The 18,322-nt window shown below is 66.6% G+C and carries 18 protein-coding genes; 7 read left to right on the forward strand and 11 right to left on the reverse strand.

Annotated elements, in window-relative coordinates; genetic code table 11:
• Nucleotides 1-182: 182 nt before the first annotated feature.
• On the forward strand, nt 183-962 hold the full coding sequence (locus tag J2S55_RS12520; protein ID WP_306860003.1) for a L,D-transpeptidase: 780 nt from the start codon (nt 183-185) through the stop codon (nt 960-962).
• A gap of 1,024 nt (nt 963-1,986) precedes the next feature.
• Here the strand turns inward: J2S55_RS12520 and J2S55_RS12525 are convergent.
• Together J2S55_RS12525 and J2S55_RS12530 are read right to left on the reverse strand one after the other, a co-directional pair.
• Nucleotides 1,987-2,124, reverse strand: coding sequence for a hypothetical protein (locus J2S55_RS12525; protein ID WP_306860004.1), 138 nt, complete (start codon nt 2,122-2,124; stop codon nt 1,987-1,989).
• Between the two features lie 221 nt (nt 2,125-2,345).
• Complete coding sequence (locus tag J2S55_RS12530; RefSeq protein ID WP_306860005.1) at nt 2,346-2,933, reverse strand: 3'-5' exonuclease; 588 nt, start codon at nt 2,931-2,933, stop codon at nt 2,346-2,348.
• A gap of 523 nt (nt 2,934-3,456) precedes the next feature.
• Between J2S55_RS12530 and J2S55_RS12535 the strand changes: the two genes are divergently transcribed.
• Nucleotides 3,457-3,903, forward strand: a complete 447-nt coding sequence (locus J2S55_RS12535) for a cytidine deaminase (RefSeq protein WP_306860007.1) — start codon at nt 3,457-3,459, stop codon at nt 3,901-3,903.
• Nucleotides 3,904-4,193: 290 nt separating this feature from the next.
• Here J2S55_RS12535 and J2S55_RS12540 read toward each other — a convergent pair whose 3' ends face one another.
• Nucleotides 4,194-4,493: a helix-turn-helix domain-containing protein gene (locus J2S55_RS12540; protein ID WP_306860008.1), complete on the reverse strand. Its 300-nt coding sequence runs from the start codon at nt 4,491-4,493 to the stop codon at nt 4,194-4,196.
• A 723-nt stretch (nt 4,494-5,216) separates the two neighbouring features.
• Here J2S55_RS12540 and J2S55_RS12550 point away from each other — a divergent pair.
• Nucleotides 5,217-5,696: a GNAT family N-acetyltransferase gene (locus J2S55_RS12550; protein WP_306860009.1), complete on the forward strand. Its 480-nt coding sequence runs from the start codon at nt 5,217-5,219 to the stop codon at nt 5,694-5,696.
• 184 nt (nt 5,697-5,880) lie between these two features.
• Here J2S55_RS12550 and J2S55_RS12555 read toward each other — a convergent pair whose 3' ends face one another.
• Both J2S55_RS12555 and J2S55_RS12560 read right to left on the reverse strand, forming a co-directional pair.
• Nucleotides 5,881-6,204 carry a hypothetical protein gene (locus J2S55_RS12555; protein ID WP_306860010.1) on the reverse strand — a complete coding sequence of 108 codons (324 nt, stop codon included), beginning with the start codon at nt 6,202-6,204 and terminating at the stop codon, nt 5,881-5,883.
• A gap of 623 nt (nt 6,205-6,827) precedes the next feature.
• The gene (locus tag J2S55_RS12560; RefSeq protein ID WP_306860012.1) at nt 6,828-7,205 is read right to left on the reverse strand and encodes a hypothetical protein; all 378 of its coding nucleotides are present in this window, start codon (nt 7,203-7,205) and stop codon (nt 6,828-6,830) included.
• Nucleotides 7,206-7,512: 307 nt separating this feature from the next.
• On the opposite strand from J2S55_RS12560, the gene J2S55_RS12565 reads away from it, so the two are divergent.
• Nucleotides 7,513-8,412: an Imm10 family immunity protein gene (locus J2S55_RS12565; protein WP_306860014.1), complete on the forward strand. Its 900-nt coding sequence runs from the start codon at nt 7,513-7,515 to the stop codon at nt 8,410-8,412.
• 903 nt (nt 8,413-9,315) lie between these two features.
• Nucleotides 9,316-10,179, forward strand: coding sequence for a permease-like cell division protein FtsX (locus J2S55_RS12570; RefSeq protein WP_306860016.1), 864 nt, complete (start codon nt 9,316-9,318; stop codon nt 10,177-10,179).
• Between the two features lie 477 nt (nt 10,180-10,656).
• Here J2S55_RS12570 and J2S55_RS12575 read toward each other — a convergent pair whose 3' ends face one another.
• Both J2S55_RS12575 and J2S55_RS12580 read right to left on the reverse strand, forming a co-directional pair.
• Nucleotides 10,657-10,986 carry a hypothetical protein gene (locus tag J2S55_RS12575; protein WP_306860018.1) on the reverse strand — a complete coding sequence of 110 codons (330 nt, stop codon included), beginning with the start codon at nt 10,984-10,986 and terminating at the stop codon, nt 10,657-10,659.
• Nucleotides 10,987-10,997: 11 nt separating this feature from the next.
• Complete coding sequence (locus J2S55_RS12580; protein ID WP_306860020.1) at nt 10,998-11,684, reverse strand: hypothetical protein; 687 nt, start codon at nt 11,682-11,684, stop codon at nt 10,998-11,000.
• A gap of 263 nt (nt 11,685-11,947) precedes the next feature.
• Between J2S55_RS12580 and J2S55_RS12585 the strand changes: the two genes are divergently transcribed.
• Nucleotides 11,948-12,496: a GNAT family N-acetyltransferase gene (locus tag J2S55_RS12585; protein ID WP_306860022.1), complete on the forward strand. Its 549-nt coding sequence runs from the start codon at nt 11,948-11,950 to the stop codon at nt 12,494-12,496.
• Nucleotides 12,497-12,781: 285 nt separating this feature from the next.
• On the opposite strand, the gene J2S55_RS12590 is transcribed toward J2S55_RS12585, so the two are convergent.
• The 3 genes from J2S55_RS12590 to J2S55_RS12600 form a co-directional block, all read right to left on the reverse strand.
• Nucleotides 12,782-13,573, reverse strand: coding sequence for an alpha/beta fold hydrolase (locus J2S55_RS12590; protein ID WP_306860024.1), 792 nt, complete (start codon nt 13,571-13,573; stop codon nt 12,782-12,784).
• Nucleotides 13,574-13,837: 264 nt separating this feature from the next.
• Nucleotides 13,838-14,176 (reverse strand): glyoxalase superfamily protein, encoded by a 339-nt coding sequence (locus J2S55_RS12595; protein WP_306860026.1) that lies wholly within the window; start codon nt 14,174-14,176, stop codon nt 13,838-13,840.
• A gap of 94 nt (nt 14,177-14,270) precedes the next feature.
• Nucleotides 14,271-15,242, reverse strand: coding sequence for an ArsR/SmtB family transcription factor (locus tag J2S55_RS12600; protein WP_306860028.1), 972 nt, complete (start codon nt 15,240-15,242; stop codon nt 14,271-14,273).
• 99 nt (nt 15,243-15,341) lie between these two features.
• On the opposite strand from J2S55_RS12600, the gene J2S55_RS12605 reads away from it, so the two are divergent.
• Nucleotides 15,342-16,637: an MFS transporter gene (locus tag J2S55_RS12605; protein WP_306860030.1), complete on the forward strand. Its 1,296-nt coding sequence runs from the start codon at nt 15,342-15,344 to the stop codon at nt 16,635-16,637.
• A gap of 139 nt (nt 16,638-16,776) precedes the next feature.
• Here J2S55_RS12605 and J2S55_RS12610 read toward each other — a convergent pair whose 3' ends face one another.
• Nucleotides 16,777-17,970: an FAD-dependent oxidoreductase gene (locus J2S55_RS12610; RefSeq protein ID WP_306860032.1), complete on the reverse strand. Its 1,194-nt coding sequence runs from the start codon at nt 17,968-17,970 to the stop codon at nt 16,777-16,779.
• Nucleotides 17,971-18,322: the final 352 nt, after the last annotated feature.

Genomic DNA, 18,322 nt, shown 5'->3' on the forward strand with positions numbered 1-18,322 from the left:
TCTGGGGGGTGTCACGACCGCACCTCGGGGTGTATGAGAGAGCTGGAGCCTCATGGGGCTCCTCTGTGTAAAAATGTCACACCCACTGACCAAGGCCCTTCAAACGTTCCAAACCGTTATCTAGCCGAGTCAGATGGTTACGCGTTCGTGTCGTATGTGTCATAGAACCCCAGGAGCCGATCGTGCCGCTCGATGCCTCCCGCCGCCTCATCGGCGCCGCGCTCGTCGCCATGAGCCTCGTCGCCTCGACCCCCGCCAGCGTCGCCGCGTCGCCCGTCACCCTCGCCGTCGGCGCCTCGGTCACGGCGACCGCACTCCCCCAGGCCACCACGTTCACGGAGTTGAGCGGCCTCCCGCAGGACACCGACACGTACGGCAAGCTGAGCGGCGTCGTGGTCCACCCCGCACGCACGGTGGCCGTCTACGCCCTGCCCGGCGGCAAGCCCGCGGCCACCCTCCCGGCGAAGCAGCTCGGCAGCCAGACCTGGGTGCCGGTGGTGGAGGCGCGCAAGGGCTGGTACCGCGTGCTCCTGCCCAGCAAGCCCAACCACGTGACCGGCTGGATCAAGGCCAAGGGCCTGAAGAAGGCGCGCAGCCGCTATCGCGCCATCGTAAAGCTGGGCACCAGGCAGCTGACCGTGATGAACGCGAGCAAGAAGGTCGGCACCTGGACGGTGGCCGTCGGCGGTTCCGAGACACCCACCCCGGTCGGCAGGACCTTCATGCTGGCTCTGATGTCTCCGAAGGAGAAGGCCTACAGCCCGCTGATCCTGCCGCTCGGCACGCACTCGCCGACGCTCGACACCTTCGGCGGCGGTCCCGGCACGGTCGCCTTCCACGGCTGGCCGGACCTGAAGGTGTTCGGCAAGGCGGTCACGCACGGCTGCGTCAGGGTGCCTGCTCGCGCGCTCAAGGTGCTGGCAGGACTGCCTCTGGGGACTCCGGTTCTGATCGCCCCCTGAGGACGAGAGCGGCGGCCGACGGGTCCTTGCCATGCACCAACGCGAGCTCGTGCATGTGCCGGAAAGAGACGACAGCGGCGTCAGCGACGAGCAGGACGCTCGCGGTCGTGGTGTGCCGGATCCAGCGGTCGGAGCGCATGTCACGCTCCAACGGTTCCGGCGAGGAACTCGGTGGTCAAAGACCATGGGGATTTGGTTGAAGTCCCCCTCCGACACAGCCAAGGCACATGTGACCGGAGGCAGGCCCCCTCGTGGAGAGCGTTCCGGCTCCGGGATGCCTCGAAAGAGCGGCGCAATCGACGCGAGTTGTTCGGGGCTGAGATGGAGCCTGGTCATCCCGCCCGCCATCGATCCGGAACAAGCCGAGCAGACCAGGGGCATGGGTGCCAGATCATTCGTCCAGCGGGGCGCTCCACCTGAACCCCTGGCCCTGGCCCGCTTCCCCTTCGGGTCGGTCGACGGCAGACGGGATGATCAGACAGGGTGGGTGCGCGCGGTGCACCTCTATCTAGACAATGTCCTATGTGGAAGTCACCCGAGTAAACGCTGACGTGATCACCGTAAAACCTCGGCCCGGATGACGCTCTCGCCATCAACAATGCTCTCAATGAGGTCTGCAACGGCATCCACCTCGATGAGTGGGACTTCCATACCCGCATTGGTGTCGAGCGTGACTATGTGCGTACTGTGCTGCGAGTTATCAGCAGCTCCATCGGCGCGATGAAGGAACAGCGCTTGGCGGAGGGTAAGGAGTGGTAGAGACACACGTCAGGGCTTGATCACCGTGCCATTAGCGTGCCATTAAGCCCGGTAACGAGGGGGTGGCCACGGTCACTCGCGATCGGCCCGAGAGTGCCGCTGACCAGGCAACCCGAGGTCCAGAGCCGGTGATCGCTGCAATTCCCATGCTGACAGCGCGGGTTCGATTCCCGTCACCCGCTCTCACTATGAAAAACCAGGTCAGGGACATCTTCCCGACCTGGCTTTCGATCTTTCCAGACTCCATTCCGGCCTTCCGTGCCCGTTACGTGCCCGATCCCTCCTGGCTTCCTTTGTTGAGGGCCTTCTCGGCGAGCCTCCCCATCCCGTCGGGGACCCTCCGATCCCGGTCCCCCTCGGTGTGCAGGTAGATGAGCGCGGCCCGCGTGGTCGAGTGGCCCATATGGTTCATCAGCTCTCGGAACGAGGAAGACGAACGCCTCGTCGCCGTCTCCGACGTAGGCGTCCAGGTGAGCGCGAAGCTCCGAAGATCACCACCTCGGGCAGGGCCACCGTACGCGTCCCGGCGGCGGACTTGGCGGCCCGATGGTCACCGATCCGTCCTTGAGCTCGGTGGTGGAGGCCACGACCTGCACCGTCCCGCTTCCAGGTCGAGGCACTTCTCTAGACGACTGTGGCCGTGACTGGCCATGCCCCGCGGCCCAACAGATCGAGAACGAGTGCCGCAATGTTCCACGCGTCGTCCTCGCCACGGTGATGGCGTCCCTCGAGCGGCAGCCCGGCGATCTGTAGAGCGTGATCCATGCCGGGTTTCTTGCGCAGCCCATAAGCCGCGGCGAATACGGCCTTGGCGTTGGTGTGGGTGCGTTCCGTTGGATAGCCGAACGGGTAGGCCACCCCGTCAGCCTGACTCTGTCGAGCAAATTGCCGACGGTCGTACTCGCCCCAGCTCGCCCAGGGACGCCTCCCGGCCTCGTGCTCCTCGACGAGGATCCGGCATGCCTCGGCGAAGGTGACGCCCCGTTCCACCTCGGCTTGCGTCAGGCCGGTCAGTTCAGTGCAGAAGTTACTCACCGCCGACCGGACAGGGCGAACCAAGACACGGTGCCGGGACACGCGGCGCCGTGCCGACATGTCCACGACGGTGAGACCAATCTCGATGATCTCGTTCACAGAGCCGGGCGGCGGCTGTCCGTCCCAGCAGGTGGCTTCCACATCGATGACGTTCAGCAGGGCAGATTCGTGGCGCATGGGGCCGAGGGTAAGGATGCGCGCCCGGTTCTGACACCTCAATTTCCACATGCCCACACCGTCACCGCCAACGCAACCTCTTCGAGCTAGACCTCATGCCTTGATCTGAACTAGGAACGTGCCCTGGAGCGGTACCCTCTACGATCGCCTTGCGGTGGATGATCGCCGTACAGGGTTGGGGGCGATCGACGGTCCGGGACTTCGTCCCTCAGCCCCGGCCCACCGAGCAGCTGAGCACCACGCCGTAGCAAGACGCGAGACCAGCACCTTGGTCACGTGCCAGATCCGTGCCAGAACAGGCGGGGACCCCCGGTCATCCACCGGAAATCACGGGGAACCGCGCCCCATCTACCTGCACCCCTGTTTTTCCAACTCAGACCACCAACGCCAGCAGCCGATTCCCAAGCTGACAGCGCGGGTCCGATTCCCGTCACCCGCTCCAAGCCAGAAAGGCCCAGGTCAGGGATGGTTCCGAGCCCTGGGTGGCAAGGATCTGACCGCCTTGATGTGGCACGATGCCTGCATGCAGCTTGATCAAGCCCTTGTCGACGCAGCCATCGCACAGATGAATCGGCGGTGGCCGGCTGATGAGTCGGGTGGTGCCGCGGCCGTCTACCTGGAGGATGGGCAGATCCTCACCAGCGTCGGCCTGGACAATCTCAATGGCGGAGTGTCCCTGTGTCATGAGACTGGCGCCATCTGCCAGGCCTACACGCTCAACAAGAAGGTCACTGCCTCCGTGTGCGTTTATCGGGCCTCCGAACGTGACGGCGTCCTCGTCCTTCCTCCGTGCGGCATCTGCCAGGAGCGCTTGGCCTTGTGGGGCCCTGACGTACAAGTCGGTGTGCCCGACGACTCCAACGTGACGGGATGGGGCGTTCGCACCCTTCGCGACGTGAACCCGTTCTACTGGGGATCGCAGTTCACCGAAGATGGCGCATGGCCTGCCCCGGAAGTCCACTCCTCCTGACAGACACGACAAGGCCCTGGCCCATTTCCCCTTTGAGTGGGCAAACAACAGACGGGATGGTCACGTGGACCAGATGCGTACGGCCCGTCGACAACACACAGCCATGGGCCGATATTCGCCGTTTCAGAGGACTTCCCGAGCTGACAGCGCGCGTTCGATTCCCGTCACCCGCTCCAAGCCAGAAGGGCCCAAATCAGGGATGATTTCCCGATCTGGGCCTTGTTTTCAGTGTTTTCCGACTCGACTGTTCGAACTTCGGTGATCTACAGCTCTGGAAACATCTCAGAAGATCAGCTCGCCTCGCGCAGTGGCTGGAACTGAACGCTCAGTCGCATCTCCAGAGCCTCCGCGAGCCGCTCCAGCATTGGGATGGTCGGCGTCGTCCCGCCCGCCTCGAATCGTGCCACCGCCGGCTGCTTCAATCCTGCACGTTCGGCCAGCTCGCTCTGGGTCAAGCCGAGCTGCTCATGGCGTAGCCTTACCGCCTCACCCAGCTCGAAGCGGATCCTGGCCGCCTCGTATGCCGCTCCGGCGCTCGGGCGGCTCATGACCTCAGCCCGCTTGGCGCCCCAGCTCTTGCGCTCGCCCATGCCGATCACTCCTCGTCTGCCGTGTGCGCATCGGCGATACACCACTGCATGGCCCGCCACGCCCGCTCATCTCGGCGAACTCACGCATCCGCTGTTTGTGGGACACCATCAACATGATGATCCGTCGACCTGGTGCGATCCAGTAAGTGATCCGTACCGCCTCCCGGTCGAGGTGGAAACGTAGCTCACGCGGCTTGCCACGGAGCTGACGAGGGACGAGGTAGGGCTCATCCAGCAGGACGCCATGTTCGGCCGGCAGGTCGACGTAGAACGCCGCCGTCTCCTGGTCCTACTGATCAAGCATGTCGGACCACTCATCGACCTCTGGCCCCAGTTTCGCCTCTCCCCAGTTCATAACGTGGACGTTATGGCGATGGCAGGTATCACGTCCCGAAAATGCTCGGCTCTCTCCGGCAGGAAGAATCGATGACGGACGAGGCCATCAAGCATGCGGGCACATGCGCGGGTGTGCCATGTCCCCATGCATGCTCCTCCCAGTCCTCCCAACAGGAAGAATCGATGACGGACGAGGCCATCAAGCATGCGGGCACATGCGCGGGTGTGCCATGTCCCCATGCATGCTCCTCCCAGTCCTCCCAAACGGCGTTGATCACGTGCCGGATCCGCCGGTCCGTCCTGGATGGTGGCCCGTGATCCGCGCCCGCACGAGGCCGCGCGGACGGATCTCAGGCGGTTGTACGAATAATTCACATGACGACCCACGTGAAGATCGACTATGGATACCTCATGCTGATTCATGTGCGCCTAGAGGACCTGTGCCGGGAGACCTGGGAAGACGTGGCCGACCTGACGGTGGCCGACGACCAGTCCGACCTCATCGCATCAAACCTGTACTCGATCGCCGAAAGCCGCTTTCTGCCGGGCTTCGTGACCCAGGCGGTGATGCACGGCGAGTGCGCCGTGGGCTTCGCGATGTATGGCCCTGATCCCGACGACGGCCAAGTGTGGCTGTACCGCTTGATGATCGACAAGTCTCACCAGGGCAAGGGCCTGGGCCGGGCCGCCCTCCGGCAGATCGTCGCGCATGTGCGGGACGGGCTCGGCGCGCCGGTACTGCGGCTGGGCGTACGCGCCGACAACGTCGTGGCCAAGGCTCTCTACACCTCTGCCGGATTCGCCCCCACCGGGCAGAGCTTCGGCGAGGAGGAGATCCTGGAACTCCGCCTGTCCGCCGACGACTGAGCCCGTGGGGACCTCCCGCCGTGACGGCTGAGGGCCTACGCCAGCGCTGTTGTCGCGAGGCTCTGGCCGAGGAGTTCCACGGACGGTGCCGCACAGCCCGCAGAGCGCTTGGCGCACCCCCCGAGCTACTCGACCAACGCTTATCCGGTGAAGTCGTCCGATGCTTTGCCGGGAAGCACAGAGACTACTGAGACCGCTTCCCCGAAAGCATCACCAGCACTATTCCCGGCACGAAAAACACATACGACAGTACGAGCAACGCCAGGTCCGGCCCAGATCCCGGCTCCATCACGTCTTGACCCAGCGCTCCCGTGAAGCCGAAGAGCGCTATCAGAATCACTCCCCACCCATAGCGTCGAGGCTTACGGGGGTCACGGGGAAGGAAGCGCAGGCGAGGCACCCGATTGGTCACCAAGGTGTAGACGCCAAGCGCAGCAATCAGGCATGAGACCCCCAAAAGAGCTACCTGCGTCACCCTGAGATCCATCCAGATCAGCTCCTTCGCCATTCAGAAAAACCGTCCTCTGAAAAGAGGTTGCCGAATTGTTCTTGTAGGGGTCAAGGCGGCGGCGCGGCGCGCCGCCGCACGGCCCAGCGTCGCGGACCCCGGCCGTGCATGCGGCCTGGGGGCCGGTCACGGCTGGGGCGCACTCGGCCGCGTTTCGCGGAAGCCACCAACCCCTGAAGCTCAGCAGTGGTCTTCGACGAGCACCAGACGCTCACCGCTCGACCGCGCCCACTCCGTCACCTCGATGACCACGCTGGGATCACTCCCGGCGTGGCTGTAGCGACGCCGCTGACGCCCTCGCTCCGCAGAAGAGTCCGCCCACATAACCGGCCCCGACATTCGCCAGGAGCCCACACGTACTGAGGGGTCAGCGAACAACTCGGCTGCGCGTTGGGCGCTGATGCCATAGGTACGCCCGACAACCCGCGCCCACTCCCGGCCCGCGTCGTCCCACAGTCGGTCGTTGAGACGGCGATTGAGGTTGCCGCCCTTCCGCTCCGCCACGGTGCCACCATAGGTCCGAAGAGGCGCCTCCGACGGGAGCCTCTGGCTCGTGACCGTTTCCCTGCGGGCGGGTCGACAGCAGACGGGATGATCAGACAGGCGGGGCGCGGCGGGTGTCGCTAACGCGTGAACTCGCTCCGGAGGAAGCCATGGAAGAGCGAGAACGGGCTATATCGTGATCGCTGCTCTTGGCCAAGGAAAAGATAGTCGGCGAGGATGTGCCCGCGGAAGCGATCATTGCTGACAACGAAAGTCACAGTCTCCGCTTCACCTTGCACCCGATCGTCGATATCAACCACGAGTCCACCCGACATCGCCACGGGAAGGTTGATTTGGTAGACCGGCTTGAAGAGAAGTTCGATGTGCGGCGCATCCGGCTCGAACTCCGTCCGCAAAACGAGCTCGCTATGCGAAGGCACGTAGCTCCAGATGCGGAATCGGCGATCTGGAAAGCTCACGGGAAGGCATAGCCGGCCGGGGTAGCGATCATGGCTCACGACGAGAGCCCACCACGGCCAGACCGGCCAGGCAAGACGACGCCAGGAAACCTCCAGGGATACCGGCCAGGACAGTCTCCGCGTCCTGAAACGACACCTCTCAGACGTGATCTACCGTGCCCTCGTCGAGGACCACAACAGCCACAGCAACAAGGGATTAGGGCAACAGCGTTCAACCCCTTGCACATAGGAGCGTCAGGCGGGCGAAGCATGTGCTTGGAGTGCGTCCATAATCGGACGTAGCCACCCGGTAGGACGCCCCACAAGCTCCTGTTCTCGTTCGCCCGATGGAAAAGGCACGGTGAGTATGTCGTTCGACCACGCGCATGAACTCTGCATCGAGATCGGGCGGGCCGTGAAGGCTGGTGCCCCGGACGGATGGCAGGAGGTCGATGTCCATCGCTGCCAGCTCGGCACCTTCAGCACAACCGTGGTCACCTACCAGATGGCGGACGGATCACAGCAGATCCGACCCGCCGAGGGCATCGACGACCTTTTCCACCAGTTGAAGGTGGCCGAGTACAAGCCAGGTGAGGGGACCTGGTCCGTCTGCCGGCTCGGCTACAGCCCGCGCGGTAAGTCGTACAACTCCATGATGTCCACCTTCGACGGGGAGTCGCCCTTCGCCCAGGGCATCGAGGTGCCCGCTCCGGCCTACGTGGAGGAACTGACCATGTTCCCGCGCAAGTCGGCTCTCATACCGCCATGGATGATCGCGGCGTGGCCCGAAGATGTGCTCCTGCCAGAACCCAGCTCCACCCCGACCTCGCCGGCAGACAGAGAACTTGGCCTGGCCGAGCCTCCCCTTGGGACCATGGTCGTGCGAACCGTCGGTCGAGACGACGGCCCGGAGCTGATCGTTCTTGGGATGGCCGAGCACGAGGACGGCACCGGGAATGCCTTGATCTTCATGGTGTCTACGGAGGAACCGGACAAGCAGGAGGCCGAGGCGGACATGGACACGTACTGCATCGTCCGAGAAGACCAGGCGGGCACCACCTACGGCGGCGTGACTCACTGCGAGATCGCCTCCGGCCGTCTGACACTTCACTTCACCGAGGAGGCTGCGAAGGAGTTGCACGTGGAGCCGGTCCTCAGGGCCGATCTCCAGATCGGTGACGAGAGTGTCGAACTCCTCCGAAGTAGCCTACGAAAGATCTTGCTGTCCGGCTGTCACGACCAGCACCCCTACCGCATGCAGCTCTGATCGTCATGCCATCAGCGCGCCATTGGACAGGGTGACAAGGGCTCAACCACGATCACTCACGACCAGCCCCAGCCCCACCCGCAGGTCAGCCGCCCTATGAGGCATGATCCATACACTCCCCAAGCCGACAGTGCGAGTCCGGTTCCCGTCACCGCTCCACTCAAAGGCCCAGGTCAGGGATGGATTCTCGATCCGGCTTTTGATCTTTCCTGAGCTCTTTCGATCTTCCGCGCCCGTTACGTACCCAACCCATCTTGATCTTCGTTGTTCCGCATGGTCTCTTCGGCGAGTCTGCCCATGCTGTCAACGATCATCTTGTCCCGCTTCTCCTCCATGTGCAGACAGGTCAGCCATGTGCAGATAGATCAGCGCCGCTCGCGTGGTCCAGCGGTGGTGCGCCGCGCCGCCGTACCCGGCCCTCCGCCGCCTGCCGTCCAGACATGCGGTGCGGGCGCCGGTCCTGGCCGGCGGTGCCCCGGACCGTACCCGCACCACGCACCCGCCGTAACCGATGCACTCACCGACCTCAGCGACGTGCCGCCGCCTCGTCGCCTCATGTCCACTTCGACCCGCCTCCTCACGGCTGCTGGCAGTGACACGGACTTCAACGTGTTCGTGCATCGGGTCTCCGTAGTAGTGAAATGAATAGTCGCCAAGACTGCCCGAAATATCGACGCTAGGCCGCAAGTTGTGGCTCACTGGCGAGGCAGTCAGAATGCGAAAATGCTACACCCCTGAAATCTATGAGAAATAACGATCAGGCAGGTCTTCCAGGAAGAAACACCATCTGCATAAACGGCCTTACCAACACCAGAGGCCGGGACGTGACCATGGCACCCCTCCGATACGCCTTGACCAGAACCCAAAAAGGTCGACATAGTCGGACGAATGGAATATGAGGAGTTGGCCTTCGGCGGTGACGACCCTGACCACGAGCCAGGACTCGGCCCCTGGGTGGCGGCGCATACCAAGCTGCTGGCCATCTGCGCCGTAGCACTGGTGGTGATCGGCCTGGCCGGGGCCGGCGGCTGGTATCTGTACGAGCGGTCCTGGCTGCCCCAGCCTCCGCCGGATATCGCACTGTCCCCGTCCTTGGAGTTCGAGGTGGTCATGTGCGGATGCCCTGGCCTGACCGCGGCGACCGTTGAGCAACGGCAGGAAACCGAGGCCATGCTCCGGGCATTGCCCCAGGTGACGTCGGTCGAGATGCGGAGCGGCCAGGATCTGTCCGATCAGTGGCGCAGAAGCTTCAAACGGATCGGTGACGTCAGGCGAGCGCAGAGTTCGGGTCTCTCCGGCGATGTCCTGCATGGCACGCTCCGTCGCGCTGAGGACTTCCCTGCCGTGGTGGAAAAGATGAGGTCGGCGCCGAGGGTCTCCACCGTGTCGCGGTCGGGGGTGAATTTCTGGGCAGGCAGGGCTGAGGCTCAGATCTCTCTATGTGGGAAGGACGTCATCTCCCAGGCCGCATCCGAGTGCCGGCAGACCCGGCGTGCGGGAGCGGCGGGGATGGTCACCGAGCGGGAGAAGGCGGCGATCGTCGCTCGACTGCGGGACCTGCCCGGAGTGGAGACGATTTACTTCCAAGACCCCGGTCACGCCCTGAAACTCGCGAAGCTCTCCGATCCGAAGTCCGAGTCGGATGGGACCTACCCGGGTTCCTTCTTCGTCAAGTTCTCCGACCCGGCTCTCGCCCGCGCGATTGCCCCCGCCATCGGGCCGATGCCCGGCGTCCTGGCGGTGTGGCCGGTCTTGTCGAAGGAATGACGGACGGGGGCGTGGGGAGCTTTGCCGCGTGTAGGCGATTCGGTCACCGCTCGGAGAAGCGCCTCCCTGAGCTGTTCCTCAAGTCGAGCAGGGAAATGCCCCCAGCGTGAGAACAACTGGATGCCAACTTGGTGAGAACCAATCGAGTCCTCTCAGGTCAGTGAAACTCGGGGTATCAAGAAGCTTGAGAACCTACAGTCGTGGCATCAAGGCAGAGATCAGGCGCCCCGGCTGACATCAGTCTGATCATTTGATGAGTCGCCGACTGGCCTAAATGCATACCACGAGCTTTGTCGAATTGTTCTTATGGGTATCGAGGCGGTGGTGTGCCGCGCCGCCGTACCCGGCCCTCCGCTGCCTGCCGTCCAGACATGCGGTGTGGGCGCCGGTCCTGGCCGGCGGTGCCCCGGGCCTCCGCCGCACCACGCGCCTGCCGAACCAAACGCCCTCGCAGACCACCGGCCCGCCACCAAGTTCTCAGGACTCCTGCGACTCCAACACCCCATCCTCGGTCCAACGCCACGAACGCGCATGCTGTACGGCCTTCCACGTCTCAGAAGCCGCCACCGCATGAGCTATCCAGTCCCGCAGCGCCGGCAGGGCGGTCTCACACAGCTCCCGCCGGACCTCAGCACGATCCACCGAACGAATGGGATAGACGCTCACCGCAATCCCATAGACCTCTGGATGGAGGCCGCCCGCCTGTCCAGGACGCCAGTAGGCCTGCAACACCCAGTAGTGCGGCACTTCACCCCAGAAGTTCAGCTCACGAACGTGCTCAAAGCTTTCACCGAGCCCTTCATTCAAATCCGACCTGGTCAGAGACCAAGAAGCGCCCCGGGCCAATCTGCGATCACGAGCAGACACGTCCACCTCACATCACTCAGCCCCGCAGTCTGAAGGCCAGACGGCAGCCTCCGGCGGGGGCGCTCCGGCTCCGAGATGATCGCTAACGGTGTGTTCACCGTCAATCGGTCTGTCGGCGGCTGGGGTAGGGACCTGATCATCCCTTCTGCCGTCGACCCGGACAAGCCGAGCAAGGTGATCCTGTGCCGGTCGAGCACCTGGTCGACCTGGTGGCACTCCTGCTCCCACCCCGGTGGGGCCGTGTCCGTGACTTCCGACAGCCTGGGCAGGCCGCGGGCGCCACTACCACCGGGTCCGGACGACCGGACGTCGAGTGCGAAGCGCGCCGCCAATGGAGCGAGCCGGCACAGCGTCAGAGGTAATCCCTCGACCTCTGTCCAGCCGTCCGCCGAGCGGCGCATCGACCCTTCGCGCTTGGTCAGGAGGACATCGACGTAGGACGCATATCCCGAGCCGTAATGCCCGAACTCCGCGTGATGGACGATCAACGACGGCAACCGGTTGAGATCGTCGACAATCCTCCGGAGGAACCCCTCCACGGCAGCAGGCCCAGCGGCCCACGCTCCCGCCGTACTCGCCGGCTCGTCATTCACAGCGTTTCGCAGGGCCGTCAGGTCAGTGGCCGGCGCCCTGTTCATTGATCCGCTCCTCGACCCGGCTCCGCGCCTGTCTCATGAACGATAGCGAGGACACCCGGTACGCATGCTCCCGTCGAGAGATCGACGGAGGGCCGTGACAAGCGGTCTGTCATTGCCCACAATCCTCCAGAGCTCTTGATCCTGCTGCCGTTGCCTCCAAGAGTGTCCGTCTGGGCATGGGGCCTGGCCTGCGGTCTCTGGCCACTCCCGGACGGGACAGGAACGCATTTGACCAATGCATGGCCGGTGGAGAGGATCAAGGAGTGCATATCGAGTTCCTGAGATTCTCGCCCGATGACGTAGAACCACTCGTCAATTTCCTGACCGAAGAAGAATGGCCATTCCATGCGGGGACGCAGGACCGGGAGACGGTCAAGCGCCGGGCCGTCGAAGGCCTTTATGACAACGAGGAAACAAGAACGTTCTGGGTGCTGGTAAACGGCGAGCGCGCGGGGTTGGTCAAGCTACAGGACCTCGCCGACGACACCCCCATGTTCGACCTGCGGGTACGGCAGGCTTGGCGGGGGCGGGGCATCGGCACGGAGGCGGTGGCCTGGCTGACCGACCACCTCTTCACCGAATTGCCCGACATCATGAGGATCGAGGGCACGACTCGCCAGGACAACCACGCGATGCGGGCAGTCTTCCGCAAGAGCGGCTACGCGAAGGAGTCGCACTACCGAGAGGCGTGGCCAGGTCCGGACGGCATCCGCCATGACTCGATCGGCTACGCGATCCTCCGGCGCGACTGGCTTTCCGGGACGGTTACCCCCCCGGACTGGGAGGACGAACTCGTAAGCCCAGACGAATGATCGGCCCCAGGTCCTGACCGCCCTCTCGAAGAGTCTGCCGGTCACAGAGCGCCCGGATGATCCTGAACCCAGCAGAGCATCCGCCGTGACCGCGTGCCAGCTGCCTGCCAGAACAGGCGGGACACACGGAGAACCACGGGGACTCACGGGGAACCGCAGGGAACCACGGTCACACGGCCCGCCCTGACCTGCGCACCTGCTTTCCCGGCTCAGGACGGCTTTCCCAGCTCAGGACAGCAAGGTCAGCAGATGATCCCCGCGCTGACAGTGCGGGTCCGATTCCCGTCACCCGCTCCAGGATCCCCCATCACACCGGGCGAGGTCTCCGACCAGGAGACGCGCCAACCCCTCCGGGTCCTCACGATGTGGGTCGTGCCCGGTGGGCAAGGAGACTGCGCGCACCGACGACGTCTCTCGCACGACGGCCTCCAGCTCGTGTTCCACCCACGCGCAGTACGCCTTCCAGGCAGGGACGAGAGGTTCGGGGAACACGCCCGCGAAGGCCATCGCATCACCGCTGACGACAAGTAACGGACAGCGCGCAGCGCGATAGGCGGCGAAGAGGTCGAGAGCGTCTATCTCTCGCATGATCTGAAGGAATGACTCCGGGAGCCCTTGCCCCATCTCACCCAGGAAGGAGGTCATCTCCTGACACGCGCGCGCCGCCGAGACCTCGTCCAGACCGTGGAACTGCCCAGGTCGTGTCGGATTGCCGTGACCGTCGAGGTTGACCGCGAGCGGGCACTCCGGATGCTCACCGGCCCAGAGCGTGGCGACCATGCCTCCCAGGGAGTGCCCAACGATCACCGGCCGGCGGAGTCCGAACTCCTCCACGACGGCAGCGACATCCACCAGCACTTCCCGCCACGACCAGGGCGCCGCGCCCGACTCGCCATGGCCACGTAGATCCATGGACACCGGCCGGAACCCCCTGTCCACGAGAAGCTCCGCGAAGACGTCCCAATCCCTACGGGTCCGCCCGCCACCATGCAGGAGAAGCACATCCCTGCCGTGCCCACCATGGTCTTCCGCCACGACCGGCACATCGCTGATCACGAGTTTCCTGATCGCCCCCACGTCGCCCGCCGCCTTCCGCCCGCACCCTTGTCCCGCGCCCCTGTCCCGCGCCCTTGTCCGCCGCCTTTCGTAACAGCTCGGCGCAGCAGTCGCCACAGCTTTTCCAACCGGGCCGCGCCGTCTTCGCGGCATGCCGAGGACGTCACACCATGGCTCCCGTGCCGGGTGCGCGCCGGAAACGGTCCTCGCGTGGCGTTCCCGCGCTGCTGCCACCCCGCCGGGCTGGAGCTCACCCGAGCTTCTCGTAGACGGCCACCGGCGCTGTCAGTCAGCGCCGCTGGGCGTCCCCACACGGAGCCGGTTGCCGTCGGGGTCCTGCAGCTCGATCTCGCGTGCCCACGGAGCCTCCCGTACCTGGACGCCGAACTCGACCGCGACGGCATCGACATCACGGACCCAGAGGTAGATCAACGTATTGGGGCGAGCGTCGCCCTCGTGCTCCGACAGGAAGATCCGGACACGGCCCCGCGCGACTTCGACGAACGCCGGGAAATCAAGCTGGAAGCGGTGTTCCCACTGTTTGACGAAGCCCAGGCGCTCATACCAGTCGACCGCTGCCCCGGCGTCCTTGACGTGAAGGATGGGGACGATCTCTTCATCCATGGGGTCATCTTTCCATCGCCCGAGGCCGTTCACCTGCGCGGTGGACGTGGTCGGGCCGCCGGTGACCACCGTGCTCCGGCCGGGGCCGTCCGGTTCAGGCGGTCGCGGCGAGAAGGGATTCCGCGACCGCCGTACGGGCGTAGAGGACCGAGCGTCCGGCACGGTGGGCGCTGACCATACCCGCGTCGCGCAGAGCGGTGAGGTGCTGGGAGACCCCGGCTGTGGAGATGCCGGTGCGGTGGGCGAGCTCGGTCGTGGAGGCCGGGGCCTCCAGCTCGGTCAGCAGGATGGTCCGGGAGCGGCCGAGGACCGCGGCGATCGCCTCGGTGCGCTTCACCGGGCGGTGCTCCCACAGCGTGCCGGCGCCCCGGGCGGGGTAGGCGAGCTGGGGCGGTCCCGGCGGACGCGACCAGGTGAGCGTGTGTACGGCGAAGGCGGAGGGGACCAGCAGCAGCCCCGGCCCAGTGGCCTCCCGGGTGATGCCGCAGTGCCTGCGGACCATCCGGAGGGTGTTGTCGTCCCAGCTCAACGTGGAATGCAGGTCGTTGAAAAGGCGGCCCACGCCGTACTCGGCGACCTGGCGCACACGGTGGAAGATGTCCGCGTTCAGCACCACGCGGATCTTCGCCCAGTAGGGGGCGAGTGCCAGTTCCCAGTACGTCTCGATCTCCTCCGAGATCCGGACCAGCCGCGTCTCCGGGTCCGCGCGCAGGGCCTGGCAGCGGGGTCCGGTGCGGCCGAGGTAGTCGAGGTCGCTCAGCACCTGGTCGGCCGGGGTGGCCCGGATGGCGGCGAGTTCGGCGTCGAGGGCGGGAGCCGGCTCGCGGGAGGGCGGGGTGAGGAAGTCGGGGAGATACCCGGTGGGCGGGATCAGCTCGGCCAGCCAGCCCGAGTCAAGCCCGGCCGCGGCCACCCGTGGCCGTACCTGATCGATCCAGGCGCGGTGCACCGGATGCGCGGGGCCCGCTGCCAGCAGCCGGAAACTGGTGACGACCTCCCACATCGGCGAGACCGTGAACCGGGTCAGGGCCAGATCGTCGGCGGAGAAGGCCAGTTCGGCCAGCATGGCTACTCCATGGATTCAGTGTGTGCTCAATCGGCTCCGTAGATTAAGCGTGAGCTTAATCATTGGTGGTGAGTCTACGGGGGACGCAGGATTCCCGTCATGCTCTCCACCTTCAGCGGGCTGCCCCGGACCGCTTGGATCGTCTTCGCCGGTACGGTGGTCAACCGGCTCGGTTACGTGGTCACGCCCTTCCTGGTCTTCTATCTCGGGAGCCGCGGCATCCCCACCGAGCAGACCCCGTACGTCCTGGGCGCGCTGGGCGCGGGCAACCTGATCGGCCCGGTGGTCGGCGGTCTGCTCGCCGACCGGCTGGGCCGACGCCCCACGATGCTGGCCGGGCTGATCGGGACGGCTGTCGCGCAGGGCCTGCTGTTCGCCGCTCCGAACGTGGTCACGCTGGCCCTCGCGGCCATGTTCCTCAGCGCGGCAGGCTCCATGGTCGGCCCGGCCTCCGGCGCGATGCTGACCGACGCGGTGACGGCCGAACAGCGGCGCGCCGCCTTCTCCCTGTTCCACTGGGCGGTCAACCTCGGCACCGCCGCGGCGGGGATTCTCGGCGGATTCCTGGCGTCGCACGGCTACTGGCTGCTGTTCGCGCTGGACGCGGTGACCTCGCTGGCGCACGCGCTCATCGTGGTCGCGCTGCTGCCCGGTGGACGCGGCGGCGCCGCCCGGGTCACCGGCTCCGGGAGCGGGACGGGCTACGGGGTGGTGTACCGGGATCCCCTGATGCGGGCGCTGCTCCCGCTGCTCGGCACCGGCCTGGTGGTCTACTCCCTCACCGAGGTCTGCCTGCCGCTGGCGATCCGCGACCGGGGCCTGCCCGCCACCACGCTCGGCCTGATGGCCACGCTCAACGCGGTCCTGGTGGTGGTGCTGCAGCCGGTCGCCACGAACGTCCTGGCCCGGCTCCCGCAGATCCCGGTCTATGTGGGAGCCAGCGCGCTCGCCGCGACAGGCATCGCGCTGACCGGGGTGGCGCACGACGCCTGGTCGTACGCCGGGACCGTCGTGCTCTGGTCGATCGGCGAGGCGATGGTCGGCGGCATCCCCGGAGCGATCATCGCGGGCCTCGCCCCGGCGGACGCCCGCGGCCGCTACCAGGGCAGCTACCAGTGGACCTGGGGCATCGCCCGATTCGTCGCCCTGGGTCTGGGCACCACCGTCTACGCCTCCGTCGGCCCCGCCGCGGTCTGGTGGTTCAGCGCCGTCGCGGGCATCGCCGCCGCTCTCGGAGTCGGAGCTCTGGCCCCGACGATCGTCCGCCGCATGGCCGCCACCGCCTCCGAGGCCGTGACCACCCCCGAGGCCGTGACCAGTTCCGAGCCCGTGACCGGTTCCGAGCCCGCCACCGCTCCGCCCGCCACCACCCCCGAGCCCACCACCGCCCGCTAGGACGGTGAAGGCGGCTCTCCCGTTCGCCCGTCCCGTTCGCCCGTCCGTCACGACCGCGCGCCAGACGCCGTCCGCCGTACGTTCGCCCGAGGGGACGTTCACCGTACGCTCGCCGGGCACGCGGCGTGGCCGCCGACGTCTACGCCGGAAGCTTCGGCGCGGAGTCGGCGCGGCCGTGGTGCGGCCGTGCGGCGGCCGCCCGTACCGCGCCCGCCGCTGCGCGGATCGCGCTGTTGATGGAGATCTCCCCGCGCATGCCCGGGGCGGCCACCATGTCGCCGGCGAGGAACACCCCGTCACCCCGGTCGATCGCGGGGCGGTCGCGCCAGGTGTGTCCGGGGAGGTCCAGGGCTCCGGTGCGGCCCCGGGCCGTGGCGGACCGTTGCCAGGTCACCCGCTCGCGCCAACCGGGCACGGCCAGGTCGGTGAGGGCCTCAAGGCGTAGCCGGGCGTCCGCCCGGCTCTCCCCGGAGCGCACCGGCATGTCGATCTGGAACAGGGACTCACCGGGCGGCGCCACCGTCGGATCCTGCATCGAGTAGCTCTCGTGGAAGCCGCCCCCGTCGAGGTCCCAGCAGATGAACAGGTCGCCGCCGCCCCGGGACACCGCGAGGTCGAGCATGACACAGTGGCCGCTCTCCCAGCGCAGCGAGGCGTCCCCGAGCAGCGCGCGCGCCGAGGACAGCTCGGTCGCCACGATCGTGGGGTGACCGGGCAGCTCGGTGAGCCTGGAGTTCAGCTCGACGCGCACACCGAGCTCCCGCGCACGGGCCGCCAGCCGGTCGATCACCGCCTGCCATCCGCCGACCACCCACCGCACCGCCGGGGGCTTGGGCGCGAACACCCGGCGCAGCAGTTCCCACACGAAGGCCGCCGACAGCCTCCCGGTGTCGGCGTCGTAGGTCACCACGCTGATGGCGTTGGCGGCCTGGCGGGCGGTCTCCTCCCCGTAGCTCTCGGCCGCCCAGCCGAGGAAGTCGCGGTCGACGGGCGCCTTGCGGCCCCGGCCCAGCGTGACCATGCGGAGGAACCCGGCCGGCGGGCGGCGGCGCAGCCGCCCCTCCCACAGGAAACCCGCCCGCGTCTCGCGCAGCGGCGGCCTGCCCAGCTTCCCGGTCAGCCCCCGCTCGGCCAGCCATGTCCAGTGCGGACCGTCGGCGTAGAAGACATGCGCTCCCTCGTGGGCGACGTACGGGGCGGGCGTGCCGCGCCCGCGACCGCCGAGGGAGGCGTGGGCCTCGTGCAGGGTCACCGCCGCCCCCGCCTCCGCGCTCGCGACGGCCGCCACCAGACCCGCCAGTCCCCCGCCGATGACTGTGATCTCGCTGGACATCCTCGTCTCCTTCCGGCCCGCCGCTCGGCCTGTCGCCCGGCCGCCGCGGTCGGTCACCGCCGGTCCCGAGCGCCCATCGGGCTCACCGCATGAGACGGATGCCGTCACGGTGGACGTGACACGCCGCGACATGACCCATGTCACAGACATGACCCATGTCGCAACGGCATGGGTCACCCGTGGCCGTGGCACCGCCGGATGCCGCCGAACGCGTGGCGGATGTGGTGCACCGCGTTCGTGGAGTATCCGGTGGTGGGACGCTGGGCGCTCCGGGAGCCGGCGGTCCGGGAGCCGGCGGTCCGGACGGGCTGATGCCTACCGGGGCCCGCTCCGGTCCCGCTGGAGCTGTCCC

The sequence above is a fragment of the Streptosporangium brasiliense genome (genome assembly GCF_030811595.1).
Taxonomy (GTDB): Bacteria; Actinomycetota; Actinomycetes; order Streptosporangiales; family Streptosporangiaceae; genus Streptosporangium; species Streptosporangium brasiliense.

Coding starts and splice junctions, on each gene's coding strand:
- J2S55_RS12595 (WP_306860026.1), bottom strand. CDS start 14,176: ATGGATGAAGAGATCGTCCCCATCCTTCACGTCAAGGACGCCGGGGCA.
- J2S55_RS12605 (WP_306860030.1), top strand. CDS start 15,342: ATGCTCTCCACCTTCAGCGGGCTGCCCCGGACCGCTTGGATCGTCTTC.
- J2S55_RS12530 (WP_306860005.1), bottom strand. CDS start 2,933: ATGCGCCACGAATCTGCCCTGCTGAACGTCATCGATGTGGAAGCCACC.
- J2S55_RS12600 (WP_306860028.1), bottom strand. CDS start 15,242: ATGCTGGCCGAACTGGCCTTCTCCGCCGACGATCTGGCCCTGACCCGG.
- J2S55_RS12555 (WP_306860010.1), bottom strand. CDS start 6,204: ATGGCGAAGGAGCTGATCTGGATGGATCTCAGGGTGACGCAGGTAGCT.
- J2S55_RS12610 (WP_306860032.1), bottom strand. CDS start 17,970: ATGTCCAGCGAGATCACAGTCATCGGCGGGGGACTGGCGGGTCTGGTG.
- J2S55_RS12535 (WP_306860007.1), top strand. CDS start 3,457: ATGCAGCTTGATCAAGCCCTTGTCGACGCAGCCATCGCACAGATGAAT.
- J2S55_RS12540 (WP_306860008.1), bottom strand. CDS start 4,493: ATGGGCGAGCGCAAGAGCTGGGGCGCCAAGCGGGCTGAGGTCATGAGC.
- J2S55_RS12525 (WP_306860004.1), bottom strand. CDS start 2,124: ATGGGCCACTCGACCACGCGGGCCGCGCTCATCTACCTGCACACCGAG.
- J2S55_RS12580 (WP_306860020.1), bottom strand. CDS start 11,684: ATGAACAGGGCGCCGGCCACTGACCTGACGGCCCTGCGAAACGCTGTG.
- J2S55_RS12565 (WP_306860014.1), top strand. CDS start 7,513: ATGTCGTTCGACCACGCGCATGAACTCTGCATCGAGATCGGGCGGGCC.